Source organism: Oceanobacter sp. 5_MG-2023, assembly GCF_030548165.1.
Lineage (GTDB): Bacteria > Pseudomonadota > Gammaproteobacteria > Pseudomonadales > Oceanobacteraceae > Oceanobacter.
In genome coordinates this window covers 96,716-108,880 of record NZ_JAUORS010000011.1, presented here as the reverse complement: position 1 = coordinate 108,880, position 12,165 = coordinate 96,716, and the positions used below count along the sequence as shown (strand labels likewise).

Annotated in this window: 13 protein-coding genes; 8 read left to right on the top strand and 5 right to left on the bottom strand. The window is 53.5% G+C overall.

Translation table 11 applies throughout. The annotated features are described in order from the left end of the window. Positions 1 to 178: 178 nt before the first annotated feature. On the bottom strand, positions 179 to 631 hold the full coding sequence (locus tag Q4551_RS09405; RefSeq protein ID WP_303433318.1) for a GyrI-like domain-containing protein: 453 nt from the start codon (positions 629 to 631) through the stop codon (positions 179 to 181). 196 nt (positions 632 to 827) lie between these two features. Next, positions 828 to 1,490: a TetR/AcrR family transcriptional regulator gene (locus tag Q4551_RS09400; protein ID WP_303433317.1), complete on the bottom strand. Its 663-nt coding sequence runs from the start codon at positions 1,488 to 1,490 to the stop codon at positions 828 to 830. Positions 1,491 to 1,903: 413 nt separating this feature from the next. On the opposite strand from Q4551_RS09400, the gene hemN reads away from it, so the two are divergent. The 3 genes from hemN (at position 1,904) to Q4551_RS09385 (ending at position 4,880) form a co-directional block, all read left to right on the top strand. Beyond that, positions 1,904 to 3,298, top strand: coding sequence for an oxygen-independent coproporphyrinogen III oxidase (hemN, locus tag Q4551_RS09395; RefSeq protein ID WP_303433316.1), 1,395 nt, complete (start codon positions 1,904 to 1,906; stop codon positions 3,296 to 3,298). Then, entirely contained in the window at positions 3,267 to 3,827 is a 561-nt protein-coding gene (locus Q4551_RS09390; protein WP_303433315.1) for a TlpA disulfide reductase family protein, read from the top strand. Before hemN ends, Q4551_RS09390 begins: the two co-directional genes overlap by 32 nt. A 285-nt stretch (positions 3,828 to 4,112) precedes the next feature. Next, complete coding sequence (locus tag Q4551_RS09385; protein WP_303433314.1) at positions 4,113 to 4,880, top strand: GNAT family N-acetyltransferase; 768 nt, start codon at positions 4,113 to 4,115, stop codon at positions 4,878 to 4,880. A 25-nt stretch (positions 4,881 to 4,905) separates the two neighbouring features. Here Q4551_RS09385 and Q4551_RS09380 read toward each other — a convergent pair whose 3' ends face one another. Next, entirely contained in the window at positions 4,906 to 5,820 is a 915-nt protein-coding gene (locus Q4551_RS09380; protein WP_303433313.1) for a diguanylate cyclase, read from the bottom strand. Between the two features lie 206 nt (positions 5,821 to 6,026). Here Q4551_RS09380 and Q4551_RS09375 point away from each other — a divergent pair, with 206 nt between their 5' ends. The 5 genes from Q4551_RS09375 (at position 6,027) to Q4551_RS09355 (ending at position 10,244) form a co-directional block, all read left to right on the top strand. Next, entirely contained in the window at positions 6,027 to 7,010 is a 984-nt protein-coding gene (locus Q4551_RS09375; RefSeq protein ID WP_303433312.1) for a glucosaminidase domain-containing protein, read from the top strand. Position 7,011: 1 nt separating this feature from the next. Then, positions 7,012 to 7,374 (top strand): PilZ domain-containing protein, encoded by a 363-nt coding sequence (locus Q4551_RS09370; protein WP_303433311.1) that lies wholly within the window; start codon positions 7,012 to 7,014, stop codon positions 7,372 to 7,374. 129 nt (positions 7,375 to 7,503) lie between these two features. Then, the gene (locus tag Q4551_RS09365) at positions 7,504 to 8,403 is read left to right on the top strand and encodes an acyltransferase (protein WP_303433310.1); all 900 of its coding nucleotides are present in this window, start codon (positions 7,504 to 7,506) and stop codon (positions 8,401 to 8,403) included. Positions 8,404 to 8,593: 190 nt separating this feature from the next. After that, positions 8,594 to 9,541 carry a cysteine synthase A gene (gene cysK, locus Q4551_RS09360; RefSeq protein ID WP_303433309.1) on the top strand — a complete coding sequence of 316 codons (948 nt, stop codon included), beginning with the start codon at positions 8,594 to 8,596 and terminating at the stop codon, positions 9,539 to 9,541. A 175-nt stretch (positions 9,542 to 9,716) separates the two neighbouring features. Next, positions 9,717 to 10,244 carry a hypothetical protein gene (locus Q4551_RS09355; RefSeq protein ID WP_303433308.1) on the top strand — a complete coding sequence of 176 codons (528 nt, stop codon included), beginning with the start codon at positions 9,717 to 9,719 and terminating at the stop codon, positions 10,242 to 10,244. A gap of 12 nt (positions 10,245 to 10,256) precedes the next feature. Here Q4551_RS09355 and Q4551_RS09350 read toward each other — a convergent pair whose 3' ends face one another. Both Q4551_RS09350 and Q4551_RS09345 read right to left on the bottom strand, forming a co-directional pair. Continuing rightward, positions 10,257 to 11,282 carry a hypothetical protein gene (locus Q4551_RS09350; RefSeq protein WP_303433307.1) on the bottom strand — a complete coding sequence of 342 codons (1,026 nt, stop codon included), beginning with the start codon at positions 11,280 to 11,282 and terminating at the stop codon, positions 10,257 to 10,259. Continuing rightward, positions 11,269 to 12,135 (bottom strand): cation diffusion facilitator family transporter, encoded by an 867-nt coding sequence (locus Q4551_RS09345; protein WP_303433306.1) that lies wholly within the window; start codon positions 12,133 to 12,135, stop codon positions 11,269 to 11,271. The genes Q4551_RS09350 and Q4551_RS09345 overlap by 14 nt, the downstream gene beginning before the upstream one ends. Positions 12,136 to 12,165: the final 30 nt, after the last annotated feature.

Sequence of the window (12,165 nt, the reverse complement as noted above, 5' to 3'; positions counted from 1 at the left end):
TCCCGCCACCTGCTCGTTCTCTGTTGTTTATTTCCGATTGCCCGTTTTAACCCACAATCGCTTGTTAATTCTGTATTTCAGGTTTTGCTGCCTGTAAGCCAGACCGTCAGATAACCGACGACAGCTGGCTCTGACAATGATTAATACAGAACAACAAACACCCGTGCCAACTATACAGCTATAGCACGGCTATATGAACTTCAATTGCATCGGCACTGGGGTAATATTCAAAGTCAGTTGAATAAACCCTTTTATATTCAGAATCAGGGTTGGAAAAATATTCCCAAATTTCCGTCCATGCATCAATAGCTATTTGAGGCATATTTCCCTTGTGAGAAAACACTAAATATTTGGCCGCTGGAATAACTCTCTGCTTTAAATTCACATCAGGCGGCAGTGATTGACCATCAAAACCGGCAAGCACCGTAAATTCTCCAGTATGGTCAGACTCATAATCGGAATATACACCGTATACTCTTTCACCATTTTTATAATCGACTGGCACAGCTTCATCAAATGCTTGCCATAAAGCAGGAATTTTACCTTTATCAGGACTCATTTCCGCTGCGTTATCGGTTCTGACCTCTAACCCATGAATAACCTTGTTTGCAACATGTCTCAACTCCACCACAACGCTCCTTTAGTTACACAGCCAGCTTGTAGAAAAACCTGACTTCAGCCAGGTTTTATCATGCTTTTCATGCTTGCGTTAATACGGTCTTCGCCCTGCCGCGCTGCTCTTGCTGGCAGGGCTGACCGTATTTTGCCAGTTCTTCTACGTTGTGCACCAAGCAATAAAGCTGCCATTGCTCCGGTAAGGCCAAGCCTCAGACGAGATCAACAACCCGCACCTTGACCGCTTCCACCAGCCAGTCGGTATGGGTTCGCACCATATCTTCCGGGATCAGATCCACCCCTTCCAGCAGCTGTGGCAGGGCCTGATATTGATAACAGTCGACCAAACCATGAATCGCTGTCAGGAAGTACAGCGTCACTCGCTGACGCTCGACGTCCGTCCGTTGTGCCAGGCCGTCAATGGCGTCCGTCAATAACATCTGGGCCTGGTGTTGCCATTCGTCCAGTAGCCGCGCCAGCTGCCGGGTGACACCTCCATCGTCGTCCCCTGTCGAACCCGGACGAATCCGTGGCGGCTGAAACATCAGCTGGTAATAACCAGCATAGTCTCTGGCGAAACAGGTCAGTTGATGGGCCAGACGATGCAGCGAATCCACTGCATCCTGGCTATCCATCAGCGCCAGTCGTGTATTCTGGAACAGCATTTCAAAACCCCGGCGACGGATATGCAGCAGCAAGGATTCCTTACTGGGGAAGTAGTTATAAATATTGCTGGCTGTCATCCCTAACTCAGCCGCCAATTTACGCATGGAGAGATAATGAAAACCGACATCGGCCATGATGGAAGCAGCACTATCCATAATGCGCTCACGTTGATGAGCGATTTCTTCCGCTGAAAATGGCTTCTTGGGCATGACGACTCCTGGTCGTTACTATAAAAAGGACGGGCGGGTTCAAGCTTATACCCGAGTACCAAACACATCAGGTTAACGACTACCAACATCAAATCAAGTCAGGCTAACTAGCGAAACGTCGTATTGGCATGCTTGGGGCCATTAATCTGACTCTGCATGGCTAGGCGGGGCAGCGATGAAACAGATGCTCCGGCAAGCATAACGACCTGACTCCGTTCTTCTATTGATACAAGGCAATTCAAGCGCTTGCCAACTTATTTATCATTCGTTCATGTAACAGTTTACTGCACTGCCTTGGGTCAGGCTGTTGGGCTGATGATGCGACAGCATGCCACACCGGTGCTTGCCAGCCAGTCACACACCCGATGACCACCCTCCCTGCAGACCGCCAGCCATCACGAGGTAACTTCAGCATGAATCACACCGTCTCCTGGGATCCCCTGCTGATCCAGCGCTACAATCGCCCGGGGCCACGCTATACCTCCTATCCGACGGCTGTGGAGTTCTTGCCGCTCGAAAACGACACTCTCGAACGTGAAGCCTATGCCAGGCGTGATCCACAGCGGCCGCTGTCCCTGTACCTGCATATCCCCTTCTGTCGTCACGTTTGCTACTACTGTGGTTGCAACAAGATTGTGACCAAGGACATGAGCCGGGCAGCCCCTTACCTCGACTATCTCAAGGCAGAAATCCGCCGTAAACATGCGCTGCTGGCCAGCGCGAATAACGGTCGCCTGGCCCCTGTCGAACAGCTGCATCTGGGCGGTGGCACGCCCACCTTTCTCAGTGATGAGCAACTGCAGGATCTGGTGACTTTCCTGCGCGACACATTCGAGTTCAGTGATGCTGAAGACGCGGACTATTCCATCGAGATCGACCCGCGCGAACTGCGCCCCGGTACCCTGACGCTGTTGCGCCAACTGGGCTTTAATCGCCTCAGTTATGGGGTGCAGGATTTACAGCCCGACGTCCAGCAAGCGGTTAACCGCCTGCAGCCTGAAGCCATGATCCGGTCGGTTATGTCGGAAGCACGGGCACTGGGTTTCCGCTCCATCAATATTGATCTGATCTATGGTCTGCCACACCAAACCCGTGACAGCTTTGACCAGACGCTGGACACCATGATCGAGTTAAACCCGGATCGTTTGTCCGTGTTCAATTACGCTCATTTGCCTGAACGCTTCAAACCACAGCGTCGCATCAATGCCGACGACCTGCCATCCGCTCAGGAAAAGCTGACCATTCTCGGGCACTGCATCCAGCGCCTGACTGCCGCTGGCTATCACTATATCGGTATGGATCACTTTGCCCGCCCGAATGACGAGCTGGCACTGGCTCAGGCCAATGGTAGCTTGCACCGCAACTTCCAGGGTTACACCACTCATGGTGACTGCGACCTGCTGGGTTTTGGCGTCTCTTCCATCAGTCAGATTGGCGATTATTACCTGCAAAACCAGGTACGTATGGATGACTACTGCGCCGCCCTCGACAACCAGCAACTGCCATCCAGCAAATGCTGCCAGGTCACCCGCGATGACCAGATCCGCCGTCGGGTTATCAGCGAATTACTCTGTCACCTGCGGGTCGACTTCAGCGCCATCGACGCCGAATTCAACATTAACAGCCATGATTATCTGCTGTCTTCGCTGCAACGCCTGGAGCCCATGGTGAACGATGGTCTGGTCAGTATTAGCGCCGATGGTGTATCCATTCGTGACAAAGGCCAGCTATTGGTGCGTAATGCCTGCATGGCATTTGACGAGTATATTTACCAACATGAGCAACAACGCTTCTCCAAAGCGATCTGAATCCCGCTGGCGACAAAACTATCAGGCCAGGCCCCGGTGGCAACGCTGGGGGCTGGAACTGTTATTGATGGTAGTGGTGATGACCTTGCTCAGCCAATGGCTCGGCCGTCACCTGCTCGACCGGAATACCCCGTTCCCCGACATTTACCTGTCTGACCTGCACGGGCAACCCGTACCGTTCCCGGATACCACCCAGCCACCCCAGACCACGCTGGTGTATTTGTTTGCGCCCTGGTGCAGTGTTTGCCGAGTCAGTATGCCGACCCTGCCATGGGTCGAAAGCGACAATATTCGTATTATTGCCATCGCTCTGGATTGGCGCCAAAAGTCAGAAGTGACCGATATGGTCCAATCCGTTGGTTACGCCGGCACCACGCTGCTGGGTGATCCGGCAACGGCCAAAAAGTTGAATATTCAAGGATATCCCAGTTATTACGTTATCGATAAAAACGGCGCCGTCCGTTTTGCCGATCAAGGGCTGAGCACCTTGCCAGGCCTTTGGTTACGGACTCGTCTGGCTGACTGGTAAGCCCCTCTGGCTGATATTCCGCGCCTGCCAAGGAACTCCGGCCTCGTTACTCCTTCAAAGTCTGCATTCTGACCCATACGCCGATTCCGTCGTGTATAACGCCTCCGTTGCCTCTGTCCGACCTCTAAGGCGTCTCAATTTTGAAATATTTTTGTCATAAATGATTCACGAATGGCATGACTCCCAATACCATCACACCCCTTGGAACGAATGTCGGATATGTCACCCAAATGTCATACCCAAGCCGTAAATTTGGCCGGATTAACTCAACCATCAGGTGTCACTATGCAGCAAGCCACTGCCTCCCAGATAGCCATCAGCAGCGACTCCCCCCTCGTGGCCCGAGTTACCCAGGACCCCGCTGAAATCCGTCAGGCACTGGCGCTGCGCTACCGAGTGTTTGCCGAAGGAATGGGAGCCAATATCGATAGTGGTGAAGCGGGTATCGACCGTGACCATTTTGACGATATTTGCCTGCACCTGATTGTGAAAGATGTCAATAACGACCGGGTGGTGGGTTACAGTCGTATCCTCACCAACGAGTTGGCAGAGCAGGCGGGCGGGTTCTACTCCGCCACCGAATTTGACCTCAGCAACATCGTCAAACCCGGTTACCGTTATATGGAAATTGGCCGTACCTGTGTTGATCCTGATTTTCGCAGCGGTGCGGTGATTGGCTTGTTATGGTCAGGGATTGCCCAGTTTATGTCGGCTCACCAGATTGATTACCTGATGGGCTGTGCCAGTATCTCACTTAATGACGGTTATGCACGTGCCATCGCCATCATCAATTACCTGCGAGACAAGCATTTCTCGGCAGCCGATGCCCGCGCCGAACCCCGCGTCCATATGCCCAGCATCGACGTTGAGATGGATGGTGCCAGGCTGGTGCCACCGCTGTTAAAGGCGTATTTGCGTATTGGTGTCAAGGTTTGTGGCGAACCCTGTCTGGATAAAGACTTTAATGTCGCCGATGCCCTGATTTTGCTGAGCCGCGACAACATCAACCAACGTTACCTGCGCCACTTCACCAAAACCGACGGTCAGAACTGATCGCGGCTCGCCATCAAGTGGCAGACTAGCGGGGTAACGCAGCTGCCTGATGGCGGGCACGACCAGTGTTTTTGGCCTGGTACAAAGCCTTGTCAGCGACCTCAATGGCCATGGTAACCGGATCACTCATCATGGGTTGAAACCAGCCACTGCCAATACTGATACTGAGCCATGGCCCTGCGGGTGATCCTTTATTCTCCAGCCGTAAGGCAGCCACCGCTGCCAGCATTCGCTGCGCAACAATCGCGACCCCTTCCGGCTCGATCAACGGCAGTACAATAGAAAATTCTTCACCACCGTAGCGGGCAACCAGGTCGTGGGAACGATTGACACTGTCGTTCAGTGCCCTGGCCACCTGACACAAGGCCTCATCCCCTTGTACATGGCCGTATCGATCGTTAAACGCCTTGAAGGCATCCACATCCACCATCATCACCGCCAGATTACTTTGCTGTCGTTGCGCCCGACGCCACTCCGCCAGCAAAAACTCATCAAACCGCCGCCGATTGGCAATTCCGGTTAACCCATCAGTCATGGACAGGGCTTTCAGCTGCCGTATACGCTGATACTGTCGCTCCAGTACGCCCAGCCGGGCGGCTACCAGCGGTACCTGTAACGGTTGCTTGAGATAAAGTGCAGCACCAGCATCCAGCGCCATAATTTCCTGATCAACACTCGCTGCGCCTACCGCGACCACTTCCATATACCGGTACAAGGGGTCTTCGGCCCGCTGTGCCATAAAAGCAGCGAAGTCCAGTCCCGGCAGATCCATCGCCAGAATCAACAACGAGGGGTAACGCCCAAATTGCAACAAACACGCTTCCAGCTGCGCCAGTGAGTTCAAAGACATCACATCACTGGTAGCGGGCAATACAGACGCCAGCAGGGTCTGATCAGACGGGCTGGCAGAGGCGATCAAAACAGTCAGGGATTTATTCATATTCAGAGACACCGGGGGCTGTGAATCAATACTGACAATGAGTCACCATAAAGGACAAACCAGACACACTGCGACATAAAAATAGCAGAAATGAGCACTACCGTTACTGTGCCGAATCAGAAAGCCTGATCCATCGGTTATTTTTTGAGGTCAAACCCCATCCTCATATACACTGCAAACCAATCATTGTGACCAAGGAGCAACACATGTCGCGACCAACGACTTCACGGACCTCTCTGCCTTTACTGCCACTGAGTGTACTGGCCACCACGGTGGCACTGGTACTGACGGGCTGTGACCAATCCGCTGAGCCGGCTGCACCAGAGCCAGTACAGCCGCAAGAGCAAGCACAAGAACAAACACAGCCACAAGAACCGGCACCAACACCGGAAGCACAGCCCGAGTCAGCGGCATCCGAAGCGGCGCCAGAATCCGAAATGCCAACGGTCGAAGTCGCTCCGCAAACCGTCAAGGCCGTTCAGTCACCGGCTGAGCCAGAACATACCGGCACGGTTACCTTGCCTGACTTTGCCAGCTACACCGACGTCAAACAGAAAAAAGAAGCCTTTTTTGGCTACATGCTGAAGCTGGTCAAGCACGCCAATGCCAACGTCCTCAAAGAACGAGACATCATCAAACAATGGGATGGTAACAGCGCTGCAAGCCCGGCTATCAGCGCTCTGGTTGAGAAATACCGGGTCGACGACACACTGTCGACCAGCGACCAGAAAGCCAGCCTGCTAAAACGCGTCCAGGTTATTCCACCGTCACTGGTACTGGCACAAGGGGCCAATGAGAGCGCCTGGGGCACCTCTCGTTTTGCTCGTCAGGGTAATAACTTTTTTGGCCAATGGTGTTTCTCCAAAGGCTGCGGCATTGTGCCGAGCCAGCGTAATGATGGCGCTGGTCATGAAGTGGCCAAATTTGATGATCCGCTGGAATCCGTCGAAAGCTATATCCGCAACCTGAACAGCCATCCGACCTATCAGAAATTGCGCGATTTGCGTAATACCGAAATGGCGACCCAGGGTTATCCGACCGGCATCAATCTGGCCGGTGGTCTGGAAGGCTATTCCGAACGCGGCCACGAGTACATCAAGGAAATCCGCAGCATGATCAGCTTTAACAAGATTGATCAGCTCGACCCGGATGTCCAGACCGACCTCAAGGCCAACACACAGGAAGACTGATGTGAGTGTGACTGAACGTCATTTCAGTCAACGCTATGATGCAGCTCCACTCAAGCTGGAGCTGTATCAGCGTAGCTGGCTGGGTCAATGGCAAGCCCCCCATCATGCCATGGCACTGGAAATCACCCTGGGAGGCGTATCGATTCTGTCGCCCCTGAAACTTCGCATCGGACAACACCTGCTGATCTCGCTGGGCAACCGCCACCACAGCTTGCAGCAAGTAACCGCAGAGGTGATTCAAAAATCCCCTCAAGGACGTGACTTTCTCTATGGCCTGAAATTCGATTTCAGTAGACAATCGGACAATTCACGCCAAAGTGCTGAGACCCTTCTCAAACTTATCCTGAATAACCTGACTCATTGACTGGCAATGAGTTGTTACCGGCACCGGAAGCCACTTTCCTGGCTTGACCCACACAAACCGGTAGGGTTTTATGCAGCTCGATATTGAATTCCGACTTTCCATAACGATAGCGAAAAAAGCTCATATCATATGACCGCACTTCTGACCGGACTGGCTGCCAGCCTGTTGCTGATCATCAATACCCTGTTTTGGGCACCCTTATTGATCGTCCTGGCCCTGCTGAAATTGCTGCTGCCCATTCCGGCACTGCGATCCGTGATCAGCCCCCTGATCGATGGCTGTGCCAACCGCTGGATTTCTGGCAACTCCCTTTGGATGAAACTGACCCAGGCAATGGACTGGCACATAGAACGGCCATCACAGCTCGATTCTGATGGCTGGTACTTTGTTGTCAGCAATCACCAGAGTTGGGTAGATATCCTGGTGCTACAACATTGTTTGAACGGCCGTATTCCGCTGCTCAAGTTTTTTCTCAAGCAAGAGCTGATCTGGGTACCGATTATGGGAGTCGTCTGGTGGGCCCTCGATTTTCCATTCATGAAACGCTACAGCAAAGCTTATCTGGCCCGCCATCCAGAAAAACGCGGTCAGGACCTGGAAACCACGCGCCGCTCCTGCGAAAAATTCCAGCACCTTCCCACCAGCGTGATGAATTTTCTTGAAGGCACCCGTTTTTGCCCGGACAAACAGCAACAACAACGCTCACCCTACCGCCACCTGCTGCAACCTCGCGCTGGCGGCATGGCGTTTGCCATGAATATTATGGGAGACAATTTCCATTCTCTGATTGATGTCACCATTCATTATCCTGATGGCGTACCCACATTCTGGTCGTTTCTCAGTGGCAAGATGCGACGCTGCCAGGTCATTATCCGCCAGATCCCCATCCCGGCCGGACTGTCCAGCGGTGACTACCAGAACGACATCGACTTCCGTAACCGCTTTCAGCAATGGGTACATGAATTGTGGCTCGACAAGGATGACACGCTGGAATACCTGTCTCATCGCCCACCAAACGCCTCTGACTAATCACCCACACCATTACCCAGGCCATCACCGGGAAGACCGGTAAAATGAACGTTTCCCATGTCTGACGGACAGACCTGGTCACGGTACAGCAGCAGAACTGCGCGTCAAAACCGCGAACAGCCATTGCCAGACAAACCCATCGGCACCTATGCTGCGGTCACCGCTACTGAATGAACAAGGAGCTTATGCAATGAATGTGTTTGAAGATGTCAGTCAATCGATCGGTAACACCCCGTTGGTACGTATTCGTACCCTGACCGATCACCCGCACGTATACGCCAAACTGGAAAGCCGCAACCCGGCCCAGTCCGTCAAATGTCGTATTGGTGCCAACATGATCTGGCAAGCCGAAAAAGACGGCACTCTGAAACCCGGTATGGAAATCGTTGAGCCAACCAGTGGTAATACCGGGATTGCACTGGCTTATGTCGGTGCTGCCCGGGGCTACAAGGTCACGCTGACCATGCCGGAAACCATGAGCATGGAACGTCGCAAAGTCATGATGGCACTGGGTGCCAATCTGGTACTGACCGAAGGTCCAAAAGGGATGCAAGGTGCCGTCGACAAGGCTGCCGAACTGCTGGCCGAAGCACCAGAAAACCGCATCATGCTTCAACAGTTCAATAACCCGGCCAACCCGGCGATTCATGAACAAACCACCGGCCCGGAAATCTGGCGTGACACCGATGGTGAAGTGGATGTTGTGGTGGCGGGTGTTGGTACTGGCGGTACCATTTCCGGTATCTCCCGCTACCTCAAAAGCCAGAAAGCCATTACCTCGGTAGCGGTGGAACCTTCGGCTTCTGCCATTATTGCCCAGAAGCTGAAAGGGGAAGACCTGACCCCTGGCCCACATAAAATCCAGGGAATTGGCGCCAACTTTATTCCAGGCAATCTGGACCTGGATATCCTCGACCGGGTTGAAGCCGTCGATAATGACGAAGCCATGGCCATGGCCCACAAACTGATGTCGGGAGAAGGGATTCTGGCCGGTATTTCCTGTGGTGCCGCCATGGTCGCAGCCTTGCGCCTGGCCGCTGAAGACGCGTTTAAAGACAAGAAAATTGTGGTAATCCTGCCTGACTCCGGTGAGCGTTATCTGACCTCGCCCCTGTTTGATGGCTTCTTCGACAAGTAAGCCGTCGTAGCAAGAGGAGCACAGCCATGGTTGCCATGGCTGCTCCTCTACTCCCGCCACACCCACACCAGCCACACCACCGACACCGACACCGACACCGACAGCCAGTTGTTTTTCTTTGGGCCTTACAACAGACTATGGATTCCGCCATTTCGTCTTTTCAAGGATCTGAATTGTGACACCTGTTTCTTCTCCAACTCTACTGATCGCCATCGCGGCTCTGACTGCGACTCCTGCCGTGCTCGCCGATGACCTGTCCTTCGGTCTCGGGTTGGGAACCCCATACGGAGGCAGTCTGGGAACAAATCTCTCCTATCAGCTCCACGACCATATCGATACATTGGCGGCTCTGGGTCTTAACCAGGGTGGAGCAGGATGGGAAGTCGGGGCACGCTTCTATCCTTCCACGGCTTTTTCGAATCATCGTGACTGGCGTCTGACTGTGCTCTACGGTACCAATACGGTGCTGGAGATCAGTACCTGCAATGGCTACTACTGCAAAAGCGATTATGAATCCTTTAATGGCCTGACGCTGGGTATCGGCTGGGGTACCCGCGCCGGTTATCAGGGCTGGGGCATAGACTTGTTGTATATCACCAGCAGCGCCGCTGATGACCGGATTGATGAACTGCAGAATAGAGGGTATTACCTCGACGACACGCCTCGCATCGACCTGTCTTCGGGCTATCAGTGGGATTTTTGATTACTGGCTGCGTTATTTGGAAATCACGCTCTCGATCCGGAACATGATCACCGGCGTGGTTTCGTAATCCTTGTCCCGCTCCCACACCAGTTCCGGAGCCAGTTCGGCAAAGACCCAGTCCTGATAAATCTGGCGGCGATACCGGACACTGACGCTGTAATTATAGAAACTGGCGCTGGCTTCTGTATCACCACTGGCACCGGCAACGTAACCCAGCGCGGCACGCTGGCTGAGTTCGTGATACAAGCCACCACTGTAAGACAGCTTGAAGTAATCATCGTTAAGCAAATAACTGGCTTTGGCATTCACCCGAAACAATTTTTCGATATTGAGTGGGTAGTTCATCTGTACGCTGGTGTATTCGCCCCAGCCTTCGCTGGCAAAATACGAAAAGTTCTGGGTCGCTTTCATTTCCCATTCAGCAAAGTAGCTGTAACGCCTGGCCCGGAGACGGACAAACGGGTCCGGGGGTAATCCCCAGCGGATACCGGCATCAATATTGGTTTTCCAGCGCTCGCTCTCCTGCAGAATAAACCGCAAGGCAGCCGAATAATTATTGTTTTCGATACTTTCCAGCGGGTCCGCTTCCCGCGCTTCTTCTTCTTCCGATTCCAGCAACAGGTTCAGCCGTTCACTGATGTGTGGCAGCTCCAGATTGACACTGATACCAAATTTGTAATCCACCGGATCGCCCAGCTCCCGGCGAGTATAAAGCGACAGTTTGGCCCGGCTGCCCTTGACGTCATCGTCAAAAATATCTTCACTGAAAAAGGTATCAACAAAAAAGCTGTCCAGACCGCCCGACAAATTGTCCAGATGGTTGGCCAGCCATTCCCGTGAGCGCTCCACCATCTCCCCTGAAATCAGGGTTTCTGACTCATAAGAGGGCTCGACGGTATCCGTTTCTTCCACCTGCAAGGTTTCCTGGCCAGCGCGGAGATAAGGCTCCGTTGTAAGTGCCTGCGCCGGTACAAGCTGCAGGCTGAGAGCGGCAATGGTAATACTCCCGGCCCAACTGGCCCGGTCAGACCGGGTCATGATGAATAAGCACCTCGGCACGGGGGAAACGCGCCAGAATCGCCGCCTCGACCTGATCACCAATGGCATGGGCACGGTTCAGTGTCTGGTCGCCATCCATATCCAGATGAAATTGGATAAACTGCACGGCACCGGCCTGACGGGTTTTCATATCATGAAAACCACGCACGCCATCAACGCCCTTGATCAACTGATGCAACTCCGTCTCTTCTGCTTCTGGCATGGCCTGATCCATCAGCACCACCAGCGCCTCCTGGATGATTTCATACACACTGCGCACCAGTACCAGCGCAATCACCAGCGCAATCACCGGGTCGAGCCAATACTGGCCAAACCAGGCCCCAAGCAGCGCAACCACGACCGCCAGACTGGTGAGAATATCGCCGTAATAATGAGCGGAATCCGCTTTTACTGCGAGCGAGCCAGTCTTGCGGACGACCCAGCGTTGATACAGCACCAGCGCCGTGGTCAGTGCGGTCGAAAACAACATCACGCCGATGCTTTCACCCAACGCCTTGAGCGGCTGAGGGTCCAGCAGACGATCGGTGACGTGCAGCAATAACGCGACCACCGACCCCAGAATAAAGGCCGACTGCACCAGTGCAGCCAGACCTTCGGCCTTGCTGTGACCAAAGGGATGCTCATCATCCGCAGGCATCAGGGCATAACGGATGGCAAAAAAATTCACCACAGAAGCGGCGATATCCATCAGGGAGTCCAGCAGCGACGACAGCACACTGGTCGAGTCACTGACGCTCCAGGCACCGAGTTTGGCCACCAGCAGTATCACCGCTGTGGCAATGGAGGCCATGGCCGCACGTCGGATCAGTATGGCATCGGGTTGTAGAGACATAAGTACCAGCCTTTAACATGATCGGCTGAT